Source organism: Nocardioides speluncae (genome assembly GCF_003121585.1).
GTDB lineage: Bacteria > Actinomycetota > Actinomycetes > Propionibacteriales > Nocardioidaceae > Nocardioides > Nocardioides speluncae.
The window spans coordinates 104,459-121,567 of sequence record NZ_QEOO01000015.1 but is presented as its reverse complement, the minus strand read 5'-3'; the positions used below and the strand labels follow the sequence as shown (position 1 = coordinate 121,567).

Annotated in this window: 18 protein-coding genes, 2 tRNA genes and 1 pseudogene; 11 read left to right on the top strand and 10 right to left on the bottom strand. The window is 70.9% G+C overall.

Annotated features, from left to right (window positions below; translation table 11 throughout):
• The first annotated feature begins 80 nt into the window (after positions 1 to 80).
• The gene (locus DDV73_RS07320; RefSeq protein WP_240617168.1) at positions 81 to 587 is read left to right on the top strand and encodes a sugar O-acetyltransferase; all 507 of its coding nucleotides are present in this window, start codon (positions 81 to 83) and stop codon (positions 585 to 587) included.
• 183 nt (positions 588 to 770) lie between these two features.
• On the opposite strand, the pseudogene DDV73_RS29670 reads toward DDV73_RS07320, so the two are convergent.
• Positions 771 to 911, bottom strand: a pseudogene (locus DDV73_RS29670) (Fic family protein); the annotation flags it as partial.
• Positions 912 to 1,058: 147 nt separating this feature from the next.
• Entirely contained in the window at positions 1,059 to 1,409 is a 351-nt protein-coding gene (locus tag DDV73_RS07310) for a helix-turn-helix domain-containing protein (RefSeq protein WP_109506576.1), read from the bottom strand.
• 62 nt (positions 1,410 to 1,471) lie between these two features.
• On the opposite strand from DDV73_RS07310, the gene DDV73_RS07305 reads away from it, so the two are divergent.
• On the top strand, positions 1,472 to 2,110 hold the full coding sequence (locus DDV73_RS07305; protein ID WP_109506575.1) for an SGNH/GDSL hydrolase family protein: 639 nt from the start codon (positions 1,472 to 1,474) through the stop codon (positions 2,108 to 2,110).
• A 6-nt stretch (positions 2,111 to 2,116) separates the two neighbouring features.
• On the opposite strand, the gene DDV73_RS07300 is transcribed toward DDV73_RS07305, so the two are convergent.
• Both DDV73_RS07300 and DDV73_RS07295 read right to left on the bottom strand, forming a co-directional pair.
• Complete coding sequence (locus DDV73_RS07300; protein WP_109506574.1) at positions 2,117 to 4,693, bottom strand: polynucleotide kinase-phosphatase; 2,577 nt, start codon at positions 4,691 to 4,693, stop codon at positions 2,117 to 2,119.
• Entirely contained in the window at positions 4,690 to 6,099 is a 1,410-nt protein-coding gene (locus DDV73_RS07295; protein WP_109506617.1) for a 3' terminal RNA ribose 2'-O-methyltransferase Hen1, read from the bottom strand. The genes DDV73_RS07300 and DDV73_RS07295 overlap by 4 nt, the downstream gene beginning before the upstream one ends.
• A 384-nt stretch (positions 6,100 to 6,483) precedes the next feature.
• On the opposite strand from DDV73_RS07295, the gene DDV73_RS07290 reads away from it, so the two are divergent.
• Positions 6,484 to 7,146: a MerR family transcriptional regulator gene (locus DDV73_RS07290; RefSeq protein ID WP_109506573.1), complete on the top strand. Its 663-nt coding sequence runs from the start codon at positions 6,484 to 6,486 to the stop codon at positions 7,144 to 7,146.
• The gene (locus DDV73_RS07285) at positions 7,139 to 7,906 is read left to right on the top strand and encodes a hypothetical protein (protein WP_109506572.1); all 768 of its coding nucleotides are present in this window, start codon (positions 7,139 to 7,141) and stop codon (positions 7,904 to 7,906) included. The genes DDV73_RS07290 and DDV73_RS07285 overlap by 8 nt, the downstream gene beginning before the upstream one ends.
• A gap of 113 nt (positions 7,907 to 8,019) precedes the next feature.
• Here the strand turns inward: DDV73_RS07285 and DDV73_RS07280 are convergent.
• Together DDV73_RS07280 and DDV73_RS07275 are read right to left on the bottom strand one after the other, a co-directional pair.
• Positions 8,020 to 8,092: transfer RNA gene (locus DDV73_RS07280), tRNA-Lys, on the bottom strand.
• Positions 8,093 to 8,155: 63 nt separating this feature from the next.
• On the bottom strand, positions 8,156 to 9,745 hold the full coding sequence (locus DDV73_RS07275) for a phytoene desaturase family protein (protein ID WP_109506571.1): 1,590 nt from the start codon (positions 9,743 to 9,745) through the stop codon (positions 8,156 to 8,158).
• 70 nt (positions 9,746 to 9,815) lie between these two features.
• On the opposite strand from DDV73_RS07275, the gene DDV73_RS07270 reads away from it, so the two are divergent.
• From DDV73_RS07270 to DDV73_RS07260, 3 genes are read left to right on the top strand one after another with little or no spacing between them, the layout of a single operon-like run.
• Entirely contained in the window at positions 9,816 to 11,372 is a 1,557-nt protein-coding gene (locus DDV73_RS07270) for an alpha/beta fold hydrolase (RefSeq protein WP_161962312.1), read from the top strand.
• Positions 11,365 to 11,886 (top strand): RNA polymerase sigma factor, encoded by a 522-nt coding sequence (locus DDV73_RS07265; protein ID WP_109506569.1) that lies wholly within the window; start codon positions 11,365 to 11,367, stop codon positions 11,884 to 11,886. Before DDV73_RS07270 ends, DDV73_RS07265 begins: the two co-directional genes overlap by 8 nt.
• On the top strand, positions 11,883 to 12,356 hold the full coding sequence (locus tag DDV73_RS07260) for an SRPBCC family protein (protein WP_109506568.1): 474 nt from the start codon (positions 11,883 to 11,885) through the stop codon (positions 12,354 to 12,356). Before DDV73_RS07265 ends, DDV73_RS07260 begins: the two co-directional genes overlap by 4 nt.
• Here DDV73_RS07260 and DDV73_RS07255 read toward each other — a convergent pair.
• The 4 genes from DDV73_RS07255 to orn form a co-directional block, all read right to left on the bottom strand.
• The gene (locus tag DDV73_RS07255; RefSeq protein ID WP_109506567.1) at positions 12,353 to 12,973 is read right to left on the bottom strand and encodes an endonuclease/exonuclease/phosphatase family protein; all 621 of its coding nucleotides are present in this window, start codon (positions 12,971 to 12,973) and stop codon (positions 12,353 to 12,355) included. The two genes, DDV73_RS07260 and DDV73_RS07255, sit on opposite strands and share 4 nt — an antisense overlap.
• Positions 12,974 to 13,005: 32 nt before the next feature.
• The gene (locus DDV73_RS27795) at positions 13,006 to 13,179 is read right to left on the bottom strand and encodes a hypothetical protein (protein ID WP_154402646.1); all 174 of its coding nucleotides are present in this window, start codon (positions 13,177 to 13,179) and stop codon (positions 13,006 to 13,008) included.
• 88 nt (positions 13,180 to 13,267) lie between these two features.
• Positions 13,268 to 13,343 (bottom strand) — tRNA-His (locus tag DDV73_RS07250).
• Between the two features lie 45 nt (positions 13,344 to 13,388).
• A complete protein-coding gene (orn, locus tag DDV73_RS07245; RefSeq protein WP_109506566.1) occupies positions 13,389 to 14,051 on the bottom strand; it encodes an oligoribonuclease in 663 nt (220 codons plus the stop codon).
• 77 nt (positions 14,052 to 14,128) lie between these two features.
• Between orn and DDV73_RS07240 the strand changes: the two genes are divergently transcribed.
• The 4 genes from DDV73_RS07240 (at position 14,129) to mgrA (ending at position 17,078) form a co-directional block, all read left to right on the top strand.
• Positions 14,129 to 14,632: a DoxX family protein gene (locus DDV73_RS07240; protein WP_109506616.1), complete on the top strand. Its 504-nt coding sequence runs from the start codon at positions 14,129 to 14,131 to the stop codon at positions 14,630 to 14,632.
• The gene (locus DDV73_RS07235; RefSeq protein WP_109506565.1) at positions 14,613 to 15,428 is read left to right on the top strand and encodes a DsbA family protein; all 816 of its coding nucleotides are present in this window, start codon (positions 14,613 to 14,615) and stop codon (positions 15,426 to 15,428) included. Before DDV73_RS07240 ends, DDV73_RS07235 begins: the two co-directional genes overlap by 20 nt.
• Positions 15,429 to 15,611: 183 nt before the next feature.
• Complete coding sequence (locus DDV73_RS07230) at positions 15,612 to 15,875, top strand: hypothetical protein (protein ID WP_109506564.1); 264 nt, start codon at positions 15,612 to 15,614, stop codon at positions 15,873 to 15,875.
• A gap of 183 nt (positions 15,876 to 16,058) precedes the next feature.
• The gene (mgrA, locus tag DDV73_RS07225) at positions 16,059 to 17,078 is read left to right on the top strand and encodes an L-glyceraldehyde 3-phosphate reductase (RefSeq protein ID WP_109506563.1); all 1,020 of its coding nucleotides are present in this window, start codon (positions 16,059 to 16,061) and stop codon (positions 17,076 to 17,078) included.
• Positions 17,079 to 17,109 lie beyond the last annotated feature (31 nt).

The window sequence follows — 17,109 nt, the reverse complement described above, 5'->3', positions numbered from 1 at the left end:
AGTCGCACGGCGACCTTGGGTTCCGCTGGCGTTCGCGGGCGGCTGCGAAGATGACCTGACGAGGATTGAGGGGGAGAACTGTGACTTCCTTCCGGGAACGGGTCGAACGAGCGATCCGGGTGACCGAGAAGCTCAACAAGCTGCCGTACGACGACCAGGACGCGATCCAGGCGACGTGGAGTGAGCTGACCGGCCAGCCCGTCGACCCGACCTTTCGGCTGATTCCGCCGGTGTACTCCGACCATGGCATCAACATCCGCCTCGGCCGCGACGTCTTCATCAACCAGGGTTGTCAGCTCAACGACATCGGCGGCATCGACATCGAGGACGAGGTGATGATCGGCCCCGGCGTCCGCCTGATCAGCTCCGGCCACCCGAGCGACCCGGCCTCGCGTCGCCGGGGCATCACCTCGGCCCCGATCCGGATCGAGCGCAACGTCTGGGTCGGCGCCGGCGCGACGATCCTGCAAGGCGTGACCGTCGGCGCGGACTCCGTCATCGGCGCCGGCGCCGTCGTCACCAAGGACGTCCCGCCAGCGACTCTCGCCGTCGGCGTACCCGCCGAGGCCGTGCGCTACCTCGGTTGACTGTGCGCTCAGTCGACCGGCACTCGAGAAGAGCGCGGTAGTCGCCCATGTCCGCCTCGCGTAGCGCGATGAGATAGCGGCGGCGCGCCTCCTCGGCCGGCCGGCCGCTTCGGGCGCCCCACGAGAAGTGGTCGTAGCCCAGACCGAGTGCTCCTGCGAGTGCGCTTGCGGCCGCGCATGTCGGCCGTTGCCCTTGACGAAGGGATGGATGAACACCAGCCGGTGGTGGAACCTGACGCCGATCTCGGTTGCGGCGTAGGTCTGATGATCGATCCAGTCGCTGACGTCACCGAGCAGGATCTGGGTTTGTTCTTGGATCTGCATCGGAGCGATGCCGATCGTGCCAGATCACGGCATCGGTGATGTTCTATGCCTCGGCCTCGTTGAGCTCGTCGCGGGTGCGGATCTGAGAGAACTCGGGGGTCAGATCTTGGGCCGCATCGGGATCAACCGGTGTTTGTCCATCGTCGGTCATGCCACGTCGGGGTGCGCCTGGCGATGCGCGACGATCTTGTCCAGGACCTTGTTGAAGCCGTCGTCAGTGAGGCCCTGCGCCTCCAGGGACATTGACCAGGCGATCGACTGTGCCAACGCGATGTCGCGCTGCGTCGGCCGTGCATCTGCCGCGACCAGCTTGATCTCCAGGACGCTGAGAGTCCGGAGGACCTTGTCGACCTCGAGCCGCGGCGCACCGTTCTCGAGGCGGCTCAGCCACTCGCGAGAGACGCCGGCCCTCTCGGCGAGAGTTTGCTGCGTCAGGCCACGACGCTTCCGCTCGGCGCGCACGGCGGCACCGAGCTCGGCTACGGCGTTCGAAGTCACACAGGCCTCCTTGTGACGGTACTGTCACAACTTTAGCGGACCGCCGGTAGTAGATTCGCGCGGTGCGGATCCTCTTCGTCGGCAACAGCTTCACGGCGCGCAACAACCTGCCCGGGTTGGTGTCCGGCCTCGCCAGGGAGCGTGGCATCACGCTCCAGCACAAGCTGATCCAGGCCGGCGGGGCGTCGCTGCGCCAGCACCTCAACTCGGGTGCGGTTGCCGCCGCGCTCGAGTCCGGCGGGTACGACGTCGTCGTCCTCCAGGAGCAGAGCACGCTGCCGGGCAAGAACGCCAAGCGGATGCACGAGAACGTCCGGGAGATGCATGAGCTGATCACGTCGGCCGGAGCGGAGACCGTGCTCTACATGACCTGGACGCGGCTGAACCAGCCCGACGGTCAGGCCGCGATCACCACGGCGTACGCGAGCATCGCCGCAGAGCTCGGCGTGACGCTCGTCCCCGTCGGGATGGTCTGGGAGCGGTTCCTCCGCACCCACGACGAGCCAGCGCTGCACGACTCCGACGGCAGCCACCCGTCGGCCGCCGGCTCCTACCTGGCCGCCTGCGTCTTCCTAATCGCGCTGCTGCGGCAGGACCCGGTCGGCATCGAGACGAAGGTGAAGGGTCTCGCGGACGACGATGCCAAGCTCATCCGCGACGAGACCTGGCGCATCTGTGAGGATCTCGCCGCGGGACAGTAGGGCCGATCAGAGGCGAGGGTCGACGGGCTCCGACTCCAGCGCGAGTACGGCGAAGACCGGCTCGTGGACCCGCCACAGCGGCTCGCCGCCGGCGAACCGGGTCAGCGACTCCAGCCCGAGCGCGTACTCGCGCAGCGCGAGGGACCGCTTGTGGCCGAGATTGCGGTCGCGGAGCCGAGCGAGGTGCTCGGGCGCGGTGTAGTCGGGGCCGTAGATGATCCGGAGGTACTCCTTGCCGCGGACCTTCATCCCCGGCTGGACCAGCCCGCCCTTCTTGGTGCGGACCAGGCCGGCGTACGGCTTGACCACCATGCCCTCGCCACCGTCGGCCGTGATCGCCTCCCACCATGCGGCGCCGGCTGCGGTCGACTCCGGGGCGCCGGTGTCGACCCGCAGCCGTCGAGTCGTCCGGAACAGTTCCGGCGCGGCCTCGACCAGCCGATCGGCGATCCGGAGGTGCCAGCCGTGGTCGGTCTCGACATGGGTCCGGCCCTCGGTGGCGAGCACCTGGAACGGCGCGATACTGACCCCGTCCAGATGGGCTTCCCCTGGTGGCAGGTCGACGCCGGTCTCCCAGACATAGCGTCGGTACGCCGCGGTGAAGGCATCCGCGTTCATCGCGCGGAGCGCGGTCCGCTCGCCGAGATCGCCGATGTCGACGCCGCGCGCCTGCGCCTGCACCAGCCCGATCACGGCATTGGGCAGGGCAGTCCGGGCGGCCGCGCCGACGCCGGCGTACTGGTTGCGGATCAGCTCACCGCCCTTCGCCGACCACGGCAGCAGCTCGCAGTCCAGCAGCAGCCAGTCGGTGTCGAGCTCGGTCCACAGGTCGGCCTTGCCAACCGACTCGCGCACCCCGGCGAGCAGCTCCTCGGTGAGGCCGGGGGAGAAGAAGGAGCGTCCGGTCCGGGTGTAGACCGCGCCGGTCTCACCGTCACCCGCGCCGAACCGCCTGCCGGCGGCGTCCTCGTCGCGACAGACGAGGACAACGGCGCGGGAGCCCATGTGCTTCTCCTCGCAGATCAGGTCGGTGACGCCGAGCGCGGCGTACCCGGCGAACGCCTCGTCCGGATGCTCGAGTACGTCGGGCCGCGCGGAGGTGGCGACCGGCGACATCGTCGGCGGCAGGTACGGCAGCCAGCGCGGGTGCAGCGCGAACCTGCTCATCACCTCCAGCGCACCGGCCGCGTTCTCCTCGTGGACGGTGACCCGGCCGTGGTACGCGGTCTCGATCACCCGCTTGCCGAGGACGTCCTCGATATCGAGCTGGTCGTGGGCGCGCTCGACGACAGCGCCCGGCGACGGCGCCAGTGGCTTCACCGGCTCGTACCAGACCTGCTCGGCCGGGACGTCCACGGCCTCCTTCTCCGGATAGCGCAGCGCGGTGAGCCTGCCGCCGAAGACACAGCCGGTGTCCAGGCACATCGTGTTGTTGACCCACTCCGCCTCCGGCGTGGGCGTGTGGCCGTAGAGGACCATCGCCCGGCCGCGGTAGTCGTTGGCCCACGGGTAGCGCACCGGCAGCCCGAACTCGTCGGTCTCGCCGGTCGAGTCGCCGTACAGCGCGAAGCTGCGGACCCGGCCGGACGCGCGGCCGTGGTAGGCCTCCTTCAGCCCGGCGTGCGCGACGACCAACCTCCCGTCGTCGAGCACCAGGTGCGAGACCAGGTCGTAGCAGAACCGCTCGACCTCCTTGCGGAACTCCTCGGTCTCGCGGCTGAGCTGGTCGAGGGTCTCCTCCAGGCCGTGGCTGCGCTTCACGTCGCGCCCCTGCAGCGCCCGGACCAGCTTGTTCTCGTGGTTGCCGGGCACGCAGAACCCGTGGCGCGCGCCGACCATGCCCATCACCAGCCGGAGTACGCCGGGCGAGTCCGGGCCGCGGTCGACCAGGTCGCCGACGAAGACCGCCTTCCGCCCCTCGGGATGTACGGCGTCGACGGGCCGCCCCTCGTCGTCGCGCACGATCGCGTAGCCGAGCTTGGTCAGCAGCGTCTCCAGCTCGGACCGGCAGCCGTGGATGTCGCCGATCACGTCGAACGGCCCGTGCTGGTCGGTGAAGTCGGTGAGCAGCCGCTCGCGCACGATCGTGGCTGCGTCCACTTCCTCGACCGAGGAGAGCACGTGCACCTTCCGGAAGCCCTCCTTGGTCAGCCGCTTCAACCCGCGCCGCAGCTGGTCGCGCTGACGGCGTACGACATGGGCGCCGAAGTCGCGGTCCGGCCGCTCGGCGTTGCGGGCCACTGCGATCTTTTCCGGCAGGTCGAGCACGATCGCGACCGGCAGTACGTCGTGCGCGCGGGCCAGCTCGACCAGCTGGCGCCGGCCGTCGGGCTGCACGTTGGTGGCGTCGACGACGGTCAGCCGGCCGGCCGCGAGCCGCTTGCCGGCGATGAAGTTGAGCACCTCGAAGGCGTCCTTGGTCGCCGCCTGGTCGTTCTCGTCGTCGGCCACCAGGCCTCGGCAGAAGTCGCTCGAGAGCACCTCGTACTGGCCGAAGTGCTGGCGCGCGAAGGTGGACTTGCCGGACCCGGATGCACCGACCAGCACGACCAGGCAGAGCTCGGGGATAGCCAGCTCGCTCATGTCGCCACCGCCTCTCGCCGGGTGAAGACCGCCATCTGCGTGGGCGGGCCGACCTCGGGGTCGTCCTCGCCGATGGGGGAGTACGCCGTGGCGTACCCGTGCATAGCGGCGACGCCGTCGGCCCAGGCGCGGAACTCCGCCCGGGTCCACTCGAACCGGTGGTCCGGGTGCCGCATCGCGCCGGCGGCGAGCTTCTCGTAGCGCACGTTGTGCTCGGAGTTCGGTGTGGTCACGATGACCGTCTTCGGCCGGGCATGACCGAAGACGGTCTGCTCCAGAGCGGGCAGCCGGTCGGGGTCGAGGTGCTCGACGACCTCCATCAGCACGATCGCGTCGTAGCCGGCGATCCGGTCGTCGCGGTAGGTCAGCGACGACTGGAGCAGGGTCAGGCGAGCGCGCTGGGTGTCCGGCATCCGGTCCAGGTTGAGCCGCTTCTCGGCGCGGCTCAGGGCGAGCGGTGAGACGTCGGCGCCGACGACCTCGCCGTACCGCGCGTCGTCGATCAGCCACCGCAGCAGTGCTCCTTCGCCACAGCCGAGGTCGACCACCCGCTGCGCGCCTGACTCCTGAAGTGCGGCGAGGACCGCCTCCTTCCGCAGCGCGACCAGGGGCCGCGGGGCTGGCTCGTCGGCTGCCAGATCGACAGGGACGTCCTCGGCCTCGAGCAGCCGCGAGGTCGCCGTCTCCACCAGCTCCCGCTGGTGCTTGAGGTAGCGCCGGGTGATCAGCTCCCGCTGCGGGTGCCCGGCGAGCCAGCCCTCGCCGGCGCGGACCAGCTTGTCGACCTCGTCGGAGGTGACCCAGTAGTGCTTGGCGTCATCGAGTGCCGGCAGCAGCACGTAGAGATGGGAGAGCGCCTGGGACAGCACCTGGCTGCCGGTGAGCCGGAGGTCGACGTACCGCGACGGCCCCCACTCCGGGATCGTCTCGTCGAGCGGGACCGGCGACGCGTCGACCTGCCAGCCGAGCGGCTCGAACAGGTCCCGAACCAGCTCGGCACCACCCGGCAGGCTCGGCACGTGTACGTCGAGCGACAGCGGCCGGTCGACCAGGTCCGGCCGGGCGTCACACCGGCCGGCGAGTGCGGTGCGGAACACCTTGCCGAGCGCGACCGCGAGCATCGAGGACGCGGCGTACGGCCGGTCGTTGACGTACTGGCCGAGGGTGAGGCCGTCCCCGGACCTGCCACCGCCGCGACGCCGGCCGCGCACCAGCGCGATCGGGTCGACCTCCAACAGCAGCGCGACCGTGCACCTGTGCTCGTCGGCCTCGGGGTAGAACACGTGCGCGGTGCCGGCGGTGACGCCGAACTCCTGAGCGCGGTCCGGGTGCTTGTGCAGCAGATAGCCGAGGTCGGTGGCGTTCTGGTCCGGCGACAGTGCCGCCGAGGTCAGGGTCAGATACACCGGCACATTGTTGCCGACTGCACCCAGCGCTTTCAGGGTGGTCGAGCAGCGAGCGCCAGCGAGCGTCGTCGAGACCACGGTCCAGTGGGCGGACGGTCCGGCGCCGGTCGCGCTGGCGGTCGCTGCGGCGGCGCGTCGCGCGCACGGCCGCCGCCGTTGGTCGCCCGCCGATGGCGCGCGCCGCGGCCAAGCCGCTTGACGCTTCCTGCCAGCACCACCGACACCGGCCCGTCCGCGCAGGTGTGGGTGGAGCGGGTCCAGTGCGCGCCGGCTGGTCGAGCAGCGAGCGCTTGGCGGGGGACAATTCGGCCAGTCGGGTACGACATCGGCGCGCCCGCAGGGAGTTGATTGATGAATAGCTTCGTGAAAGCGAAACTATCTGTCATGGAGTACGTCGCCGTCCCCGAGGCCGCCCGGCTGCTCGGGGTGTCCACCCGGCAGGTGCAGCATCTCGCCGCCGCCGGCGAGCTGCAGGTGGTGGCGCGCGGCCTCGTCGACCGCACCTCGGTTGATCGCTACCTGGCCGCGCGCCCGGCCTCGCGGCGACGGGCGTGGAGCGAGCGGACCGCCTGGGCGGCGGTCGCGCTGCTGTCGGCCCGCCCCGCGCCGTGGCTGGGCGCTCCGCAGCGGTCGCGGCTGCGGACGACGCTGAGGGGGCTGACCGCCGACGAGCTACTCGGCCGGACCCGCGACCGGGCCCGCGCTGGCTGGTACGCCGGCCACAGCAGCGCCCCGACCCGGCTGCGCCGCGACGTCGTGGACACCTCGGCGGGTGCGGTGATGCTCGGCCTGGCCGAGGCGGACCGGCTGAACGCGTACGTCGTGGCGGCCGACCTGGACGACGTCGTCAGCCGCCATGCCCTGGTCCGGGCGCCCGGCGGCCGGATCGTGCTGCGGGCCACGACCATGGACCTCGGCCTGGTCGCAGACCTCGCCGGCGCGGGCGTCGTACTCTCCGCGCTGGACCTGGCCGAGTCGCTCGACCCTCGGGAGCGGCGGGTCGGCCTGGACGCGCTGGCCGGCGCGCTCGGGCGGTTCCGTGGCTGACCCCGACGTACTCGACCTGCCGACACCTCCGGGCGACTGGCAGGCGCCGTGGCCGAACGTCGCCGAGATCGCCTCGGTGCTGGCGCCCGGCGCGTGGACGCTGATCGGGGGGCTGATGGTGCAGCTGCACGGCGTCAGCCGCGGCGTCGGAGTGGTCCGGCCGACCAACGACGTCGACATCGTGCTGCACCTCGACCCGCTGCGCGCCGTGCCGGACCTCGTGGCCGACGCACTCGAGTCCCTCGGCTACCGGCTTCTGCTTCCGCTCGACAACCGTGCCGAGCACGCTCACCGGTTCGTCCGCGGCCGGGCGCACGTCGACCTCGTGACCAAGCGCGAGACCGTCGACGTGCTGGTCGCCGAGGACGTCGCGCCTCGCCCCACCGACCGGATCCGCGGCCGGACCCTGATGAAGGCCGAAGGCAGCGGCCAGGCACTGCGCCGGCTGTTCCAGGTTCGACTGACCATCGCCGGCCGGCGCACCACGCTGACGGTGCCGAGCGCATTGGGGGCGCTGGTGCTCAAGGCCGCGGCGTACCAGGCCGACTCGCACAACCCCGAGCGGCACCTGCACGACGCGGCCGTGCTGCTCTGCTGTCTCGACGACCCGTACGCCGACCGCGAGGCGCTCAGCCCGCCCGAGCTTGAGCGGCTGACGGCCCTCGCCGCCTCGATGCCTGACAGCCACCCCGCCTGGCAGCCGATCCCGGCCGCCATCCGCACCGACGGCCAAGCCGCCCTCCGCCTACTGACCAGCTGACCCCTGTCCGGCGTTGAACGACCGTTCGTTCAAGATCCCGCTTTGAACGAACGGTCGTTCAACGCCGGAAGCACAAAGGTCGGCCCCGGAATCCGGGACCGACCTGGGTGTTGTACGCCATCAGGGACTCGAACCCCGAACCCGCTGATTAAGAGTCAGCTGCTCTGCCAATTGAGCTAATGGCGCGCATGTGAAGCGAGAAGAAAGATTACCGCTGGCGCCACGTCGCACCAAATCGGGGGTGCCTTCCTAACGGCTCGCCAGCACGGCCTGGGCGGCGTTGTGGCCACCGATGCCGGAGACGGCGCCGCCGCGCCGGGCGCCGGACCCGCAGAGCAGCACGTTGGCCAGGTCGGTGGCGACGCCCCACTGCTGTGCGGGCGTGTCCAGTGAAGCGCGCGAGGGCGCCCACGGCCACTCCAGGTCACCGTGGAAGATGTGCCCGCCCGGCATCGCCAGGTCGGCCTCGACGTCCTGCGGGATCTTCGCCTCGAGGCACGGCCGGCCGTCGGCGTCGACGGCGAGATAGGTCGAGATCGGCTCGACCAGGTGCTCGTTGAGGGCCGCCAGGGCGCGGTCCACCGCCTCCTTCTTGGCCGTCTCCGGATCGGCGTCGAATAGAGAGGCCGGCGTGTGCAGCCCGAAGTAGGTCAGCGTGTGCGCGCCGGAGGCAGCCAGGTCGCCGCCGAGGATGGACGGGTCGGTGAGGGAGTGGCAGTACACCTCGCCCGGGAGTACGCCGGGCAGCCGGCCCGCGGCCGCATCGGCGTACGCCGCCTCCAGCTGGCTGTAGTCCTCGGCGAGGTGCAGGGTGCCGGCGAAGGCGACGGCCGGGTCGGCGCCGGACTTGAGCTCGGGCAGCCGGTCGAGGAGGAAGTTGATCTTGAGCTGCGCGCCCGCCGGCTTGATGGCGTCCTCCTGGCCGTCGCCGAGCAGGATCTTCAGCACCCACGGGGCGACGCCGGACAGCACCCAGCGGCTGGTCACCGTCTGCGCGCCGTCGAAACCGTCCCAGGTGACCTCGGCCGCCTCGCCGGTCGCCTGGATCGAGCGGACGCCGGCCCCGGTGACCACCTCGGCGCCGGCGCCCAGCGCCGCCGCGAGCAGGGAGTCGGTGACCGAGCCCATCCCACCGACCGGCACCCGCCACTCACCGGTGCCGTTGCCGATCAGGTGGTAGAGGAAGCAGCGGTTCTGGATCAGCGACGGGTCGCTCAGCGAGGCGAACGTGCCGATCAGCGCGTCGGTCCCGACCACGCCCCGCACCGTGTCGTCGGCGAACCTGCGCTCGATCGCCTCACCCAGCGGCCGCTCGACCATGTCGGTCCAGATCTCCGCCGCCACCTGCTCCTTGATCGCACGGTCGGTCGGCAGCGGAGAGAGCAGGGTCGGGGCGACCGCCTCGGCCAGGGTCGCGGTCTCGGCGTAGAACGCCTGCCACGCGGCGTACTCGTCGTCGCCGCCGGTGAGCGCGCGGAACGACTCCCGCGTCGCCTCGCCCTCCGGCCGCTCGACCAGCAGTCCGCCGGCGACTCCGTCGCGCGAGTACGGCGTGTACGACGCGGTCCGCCGCGACTTCAGGTCCACCCGCAGGTCGAGGTCGGCCATCAGCTGCTCCGGCATCAGCGACACCAGGTACGAGTAGCGGGAGAGCCGTGCGTCCTTGCCGGCGAACGCGGTCGTCGATATGGCCGCGCCGCCGGTGTGGGGGAGCCGTTCGAGGACCAGGACCGACAGGCCCGCGCGCGCGAGGTAGGCGGCCGCGGTGAGCCCGTTGTGCCCGCCGCCCACGACCACGACGTCGTACTCCCGGCTCGCTGTCTCAGCCCCACTCGTCATGCCGGCACCGTATCCCGAGAAATTCACGAAAGCGACGGAACCTTTCCGCCACGCCGCCCCTCTTCCTGGCATGACGACCACCATCGAACCGACCCGTGCGACTCCCGGCCGCTCGGCCCGTTCGCGACGGGTCACGCCCGCGCGGGTTCTCGCCGGCGCCTTCCTGCTGCTGTCCGCGACCCATCTCTACTGGGCGACCGGTGCGGTCTGGCCGGCGCCCGACGAGTACACGCTGAGTCGCGCGGTCCTCGGCTTCGGCGCTGACTTCGGCGCTCGGATCACGCTGCCGGAGGCCGGCCTCTACCTGGCCGCGGCCGCGCTGGTCCTGGCCCGTGAGCGGCACGGCGCCCGCCGGCCGCTGCAGGCGGGGATCGCGCTGCTGACGGCCGCGCTGCTCACCCGCGGCGTGCTCGGCCTGCTGTGGGTAGTGCCGTCGCTCGGTCACCTCCACCCGCCGTACTACGTGCTCAACCTCGTTGCCTACACTCCGCTCTGCTTCGTCCTCGGCTGGTGCGGCCTGAGCACTCTCGGAGTCGGCGCCAGGGTGTCTCGCGCGGTGGCGATCGCGATGGCGGCGGTGGTGGCGCTGGCCGCACTCGGTGCCGCGTACCTGGTGCCGCTACCAGCAGCCGACTCGGACGTGCCGCCGGTGGCTGGCGCGACCTCCCACTTCGTCGATACCGACCTGGCCCGGTTCCACTACCTCAAGGCGGGCAGCGGGAGTCCGGTCGTTCTGCTCGCGCCAGGGGCCTCCTGGGCCGCCGCCTGGCAGCCGCAGCTCCAGGCACTCGCCGCCGACCACACCGTGTACGCCGTCGACCTGCCCGGGCAGGGCTACACGACCCTCACCGACGACAGTTTCACCTACGACCTCGGCGGGATGACGGATGCGATCGATGCGTTCCGGGACGCCGTGAGACTGGACCAGTTCGCCCTGGCGGGCAACTCGTGGAGCGGTGGCTGGGCGCTGGCCTACGCGCAGCGGCACCCGGAGCGGGTGACCCGGCTCGCGCTGCTGGCCGCCAGCGGGCTGGACCGGCCGGACCCGAGCGCGTGGGAGATGCTCAAGCTGCCGGTCGTCGGCCGGGCGCTGACGGTGCTCGGCTCGACCGACCAGACGGCGGTCGAGGACTCGCTGCGCAAACTGGCCGAGCACAACCTCGACGACGCGACGGTCCGCGACCTGGCCCGGCCCAGTCGCTTCGCCGACAACGCGGTGGCGACCCACGAGCTGGAGGCGCGGCTGGACTGGCGGCAGACAGAGGATGCGCTGGTGCGCACCGCCGTACCGACGCTGGTCCTGTGGGGGAGTGAGGACACGGTGCTGCCGGTCGCCAACGCCGCGGTCTTCGGTGAGCGGCTGCCCGACGCCCGGGTGCGGATCCTCCACGGCTGCGGCCACGGCCTGACCATCGACTGCCCCGATGAGGTGAACGCCGCGATGAGAGGGTTCTTAGATGACCAGGTCCAAGGGTTCGCGCACCGAGCGCCGCTCATCACACACGCTGGCGGCGTTGTCGTCGCTCGACGGGCCGCCGGCCCGCCTTCGCTCCGGCGCCTTGCCAGCGCACGCGCTGAGCGACGCTCGCTCGCGCGACCCCTTGGACCTGGTCATCTAGGTGGCTGACCAACTCGAGCAGGTCGACCCGGGCGAGCTGGTCCGTGCAGCGCAGCGCGGCGACACCGTCGCGCTGTGCGACGTGCTCGACCTGGTCACGCCGTACGTCGGCAGGGTCTGCGGCGCGATCGCGCTGGACAGCGGGCCGGACGCCGCCCAGGAGACGCTGATGGTGGTGATGCGATCGCTCGGCGGGCTTCGGGAGCCGGCCGCGCTGTTCGGGTGGGTGCGCGCGATCGCGGTCCGGGAGGCGGTCCGGTACGCCGAGCGCGACCGCCGCGCCTGGCCGCTGGAGGAGCACACGCTGGCCCGGCTGCCGGCTCCGGGCGACCCGGAGCTGATCTCTGACGTGCACGACGTCCTCACCAGGCTGACGCCGCGGCTGCGCGCGGTGCTGCTGCTTCGCGACGTGCACGGCTACTCCGAGGAGGACGCCGCCGCGCTCCTCGACCTGCCCGTCGGCACCGTGAAGTCACGGCTGCACCGGGCCCGCGAGTCCTTCAGAAAGGCATGGCAGTCATGAGCGACACCGAGCAGCCGCAGGGCTGGCCGACCGCCGAGGTCGACCCCGTACGCCGCCTGCGCGCGCTGGCCGGCGCGGTGTCGGGCGCGGCGGTGACCGAGCGGGTGTACGACGCGCCGCTCGATGTCGTCTGGGGCGTGCTGGTCGACTTCGAAGGCAGCTTCGCGGACCTGCAGGCCGACCTGACCGAGGTGCGGGTGCTCGACCGCACCGGCGACCGGGTCGAGGTGGCCGCCAAGGGCCGCCTCGGTCAGCGCGCCCGCCTGCGTGGGGTGGCGCGCGACGGCTTCTGCTGGCTGCAGAGCCGGTTCCTGATCATGGCGATGGCAGCGACCGAAGAGGGCGACGGCCGGACCAGGGTCGCGCTCACCGGCGGCGTCCGCGTGCCGGGCCGGGCCGCGATCGTTCCGGTCGGGGTGCGCCGGGAGTCGCGCCGTACTCTCGACCGGCTGGGGGAGATGCTCGCCTAGACAACTGGCAGGACGAGCTCGGCGATGACCGGCTGATGGTTGGAGCCGCTCCGCAGGCCGAGGCGGGACGACACCACCTCGATGTCGGTGGTGACAGCGACCCGGTCGACGGTCGGGCGCCCCTCGCGGTACCGCGGCTCGACCAGGTCGGGGCCGATCAGGTCCCACACGGCACGGTTGAAGTCGCCGCCGACCATGACCGGAAGGTCGTCAGCGCGCAGCTCGGTGATCACCTCGCGGAGCACGCGCATGTTGTTGTGCCACTGCTCCTTGCGCCACTCGGCGTCCGGCTCGGGCGGGTCCCAGAACGCCTTGGACACGAAGTGGCAGTTGACGGCCGCGAGCTGCTGCCCGGTGCCGAGGTGCTCCAGCACCAGCCAGTTGACGTAGCGAGTCGGGCTGACGCCCTCCTTCGGCTCGGAGCCCTTGCGAAACTCGGCGGAGACGAGCCGGAGGGTGTCGCGGCGCCAGGACATCGTGTTCATCCCAGGGCCGAGGTTGCGGTCGGCGAAGGTCTCGTGGTCGTAGCCGGGCAGCGCCGCGCGGAGCTCGTCGCGGACCGCGGGTGTGGTGCACTCCTGCCAGCAGATGATCTCGCCGATCGGCTTCCACAGCACCGCGCCGCGGGCGGAGTTGTGGGTGGCGAAGGTCAGCTCTGCTGGCTGCGGGCTTTTGGGGAGGTTCGCTTGTACAGCGACTGGAGGTAGGTCTTCAGCGACCACTTCGGTACGCCGGGACCGCCGGGCGCCTCGATCTTGTACTCGTCGAGCGCTTCCTTGACGGCCTTCTTGATCTCCGCGAGGTCGTCCTCACTGAGAGCCATGCCTTCTCCTTCTCCCGAGGGTGAACCGGAAGGATACGGCCAACAATGCGCAAGGCCCCGGCTGCCTGACGGCTACCGGGGCCTTACCTGGGGTGAGCGACGGGGCTTGAACCCGCGACCCTCGCGACCACAACGCGATGCTCTACCAGCTGAGCTACGCCCACCATGAGACCTCGGCATGAGCCAAGGCCGAGGAGAGTGTACTAGTTCTAAGGCGTGGAGCTGACATCGGCGTCGCCACCTTCTGGGGCGGCCTCATCACCGGTCAGTCCGGTCAGTGAGCCACCGTGCCGGGAGGCGATCTCACGGGCGGCGGCACCGCTCGGTCCGGGCTGCGGGACGAACACCGCCTCGCGGTAGTAGCGCAGCTCCTCGATGCTCTCCTGGATGTCCGCGAGCGCCCGGTGGTTGCCGCGCTTGACGGGCGCCTCGTAGTACGCGCGGGGGAACCAGCGCCGCGACAGCTCCTTGATCGAGGAGACGTCGACGATCCGGTAGTGGAGGAACGCCTCCAGGGTCGGCATGTCCCGCTGGAGGAAGGCGCGGTCGGTGGCGACGGTGTTGCCGGCCAGGGGTGGCCGGCTGCCGGAGGGGCAGTGCTTCTTGATGTAGGCGAGCACCTGCGCCTCGGCATCGGCCGCGGTCAGGCCGTCCGCGAGCTCGTCGAGGAGTCCGGAGGAGGTGTGCATGGTCCGCACGAAGTCACCCATCTGGGCGAGCGCCTCGGCGGGCGGCTTCACGATCAGGTCGATCCCTTCGCCGAGCACGTTCAGGTCGAAGTCGGTGACCAGCGCCGCTACCTCGATCAAGGCGTCGGCCTCAAGGTCGAGGCCGGTCATCTCACAGTCGATCCAGACGAGTCGCTCGGTCACATCAACGCACCCTACTTGCTGACGTTAGGTGTCGTTTCAGCCGTTGCTCAGCCAACGGTCCTAGGGTCGTGGTCGTGATGCAGCGGATCGGACCCTGGATCGGGCTAGGGGCGAGGCTGCTCGTCGGCGGCGTCTGGGTCGTCGCGGGCGCCCTCAAGCTGCCCGACCCCGCGGCGAGCGTGCGCGCCGTACGCGCCTATGACCTGTTGCCGGAGGCGGTCGTCCCGACGATCGGCTACCTGCTCCCGATCGTCGAGGTCGTGGTCGGCCTCTGCCTGATCGTGGGCCTGCTCACGCGCTGGTCGGCGGTGGTCTCGGCGGTGCTGTTCGTGGCGTTCATCATCGGCATCTCGTCGGCATGGGCGCGCGGTCTGCAGATCGAGTGCGGCTGCTTCGGCGGCGGCGGCTTCAAGGAGAACGCCGCCGACGAGTACCCGATGGAGATCGCCCGCGACGTGGGTCTACTGCTCCTCTCCGGACTGTTGATCTGGCGACCGCGGACCAAGTACGCCGCCGACGCCGTGCTCTTCCCTCCTCCCAGAAGCTCTGAAAGGTCTGACGATGTCGAAGTCCAACCGTGAACGGTCGCGTGCCGAGCGGGCCGCTGCCGCTCTCGCCGAGCAGCAGCGTGCCGAGTCCCGGCGCAAGCTCCTGGTCGGCGGCGGGATCGTGCTGGCCCTCCTGCTGATCATCGGCGTCGGCCTGATCATCCAGTCCCAGCGCGACACCACCGGCGACGACGCCGCTACCCCCGGCAACCCGACCCCGACGACGAGCGACTCGAGCAGCCCGAGCAGCGGGACCGGGCGGCTCCAGGTCGCGCCGGCAGACACCTACGGGCTCGGCGTCGGCGACCCGGACGCACCGGTCAAGGTCGAGGTGTACGAGGACTTCCTCTGCCCGGTGTGCAAGGCATTCGAAGCTGCATCCAAGGAAGACCTGCGCCAGGCGGCGCAGGACGGCAAGGTGTACCTCGTGTACCGGCCGGTCGCCTTCCTCGCTCAGTTCGGCCCCTACACCGCCCAGGCGCTCAACACGTACGCCGTCGTCCAGGACAAGGCCGGCGCCCAGGCCGCCCTGAAGGTTCACGACCTGCTCTACGACGAGCAGCCGTCGGAGTCCGGGCCGTTCCCTGACAACGACTGGCTCGTCGAGAAGGCGGTCGCAGCCGGCGCCAAGGAGGCCGACGTTCGCGCCGGCATCGAGGATCTGACCTTCGAGCAGTGGGGCCAGAACGCCAACGACGAGGCCTCCAAGGCCGGCGCCACCGGGACGCCGTACGTCCTGGTCAACGGCGAGAAGTTCGAGCCTGGGGAGGTAACGAGCTGGGACGCGTACGCCGACGCGCTCATGGCCGCGATCGACGACGCCCAGTAGGCCACCTCGAGGGATCTGCTGAACCCATCCCGTCGGCTACGCGGCGCGATACCCGCACGCTGGCTGCGTTGTCCTCGGTCGACGGGCCACCGGCCCGCCTCCCTCGTCCGCCTTGCCAGCGCACGCGTCTCACACCGCTCGCTTTCGACGGGATTGGTTCAGCAGACCCCTAGGCTGGCGCCTGTGGAGATCGAGCGGGTCCAGAAGTGGGTCATGACCGCGCTGCTGCTCACCGTCGCGGCGGTCTTCGCCGGCGGGCTGTGCGTGCTGGCCGGCACCGTCGACAACAGCGGCGGCGCCAAGCCCGGCCTGCTGGTGATCGCGGCGCTGGTCGGGCTGTTCGCGATGGTCGGCGCCCGGGTCATCCACGGCGCGTCCGTGGCCTCGGTCTGGCTGCTGCTCGGCCTGCTGCCGGCCGCGATCGGCTGGTACTTCCTCTACGCCTAAGGAGGGTGCCGAACGATCCGACCTGCGGCGCGACGCCCGGCACGCACGCTGGCTGCGTTGGCGTCGGTCGACGGGCCACCGGCCCGCCTCCCTCCGCCGCCTTGCCATCGCACGCACCGGACGCCGCGCCGCGACGCCCGGATCGTTCGGCACCCTCCTAGGCCGCCCCGGCAAGATGGCCCCATGGCCTACACCGCGGCGGACGACCGCTACGACACGATGGAATACCGCTTCACCGGGCGGAGCGGGCTGAAGCTCCCGGCGCTCTCGCTCGGCCTGTGGCAGAACTTCGGCGACGACCGGCCCGAGGAGACCCAGCGGGCGATCATCCGGCGCGCCTTCGACCGCGGCGTGACCCACTTCGACCTCGCCAACAACTACGGTCCTCCCTACGGCCGGGCCGAGGAGAACTTCGGCAAGTACCTCAAGACCGACCTGGCGCCGTACCGCGACGAGCTGGTGATCTCCACCAAGGCCGGCTACGACATGTGGCCCGGACCGTACGGCCAGGGCGGCGGCTCGCGCAAGTACGTCCTGTCCTCCCTCGACCAGTCGCTGACCCGGCTTGGGCTGGACTACGTCGACATCTTCTACAGCCACCGTTTCGACGAGGAGACCCCGCTCGAGGAGACGATCGGGGCGCTGGACCACGCGGTGCGACAGGGCAAGGCGCTGTACGCCGGGATCTCGTCGTACTCCGCGGACCAGACCCGCGAGGCGGCCGCGATCGCGAAGGGACTCGGCACGCCGCTGCTGATCCACCAGCCGTCGTACAGCATGCTCAACCGCTGGATCGAGGAGTCACTGCTCGACGAGCTGGAGGAGCAGCGCATGGGCTGCATCGTGTTCACCGCGCTCGCCCAGGGCGTGCTCACCGACCGCTACCTCGGCGGCGTGCCCGCCGACTCCCGCGCCGCCCGCGACAGCTCCACCATCGACTCGAGCCACCTCGACGAGAAGACCCTCGGCCACGTCCGCCGGCTCAACGAGATCGCCGCCGGCCGCGGCCAGAAGCTCGCCCAGCTCGCCCTCCAGTGGGCGCTGCGGGACCGTCGGGTCACCTCGGCGGTGATCGGTGCCTCGTCGGTCGAGCAGCTGGACACCAACCTCGACGCGCTGTCGTTCCCGCCGCTGTCCGACGACGAGATGGCCGAGATCGACCGGGACGCCGTCGAGGCCGGCGTCAACCTGTGGGTCACCTAAGACCGCATTCCGCCCAATTTGCCAACGCGAA

Coding starts and splice junctions, on each gene's coding strand:
- DDV73_RS07300 (WP_109506574.1), bottom strand. CDS start 4,693: ATGAGCGAGCTGGCTATCCCCGAGCTCTGCCTGGTCGTGCTGGTCGGT.
- DDV73_RS07290 (WP_109506573.1), top strand. CDS start 6,484: ATGGAGTACGTCGCCGTCCCCGAGGCCGCCCGGCTGCTCGGGGTGTCC.
- DDV73_RS07275 (WP_109506571.1), bottom strand. CDS start 9,745: ATGACGAGTGGGGCTGAGACAGCGAGCCGGGAGTACGACGTCGTGGTC.
- DDV73_RS07270 (WP_161962312.1), top strand. CDS start 9,816: ATGACGACCACCATCGAACCGACCCGTGCGACTCCCGGCCGCTCGGCC.
- DDV73_RS07260 (WP_109506568.1), top strand. CDS start 11,883: ATGAGCGACACCGAGCAGCCGCAGGGCTGGCCGACCGCCGAGGTCGAC.
- DDV73_RS27795 (WP_154402646.1), bottom strand. CDS start 13,179: ATGGCTCTCAGTGAGGACGACCTCGCGGAGATCAAGAAGGCCGTCAAG.
- DDV73_RS07240 (WP_109506616.1), top strand. CDS start 14,129: ATGCAGCGGATCGGACCCTGGATCGGGCTAGGGGCGAGGCTGCTCGTC.
- DDV73_RS07235 (WP_109506565.1), top strand. CDS start 14,613: ATGTCGAAGTCCAACCGTGAACGGTCGCGTGCCGAGCGGGCCGCTGCC.
- mgrA (WP_109506563.1), top strand. CDS start 16,059: ATGGCCTACACCGCGGCGGACGACCGCTACGACACGATGGAATACCGC.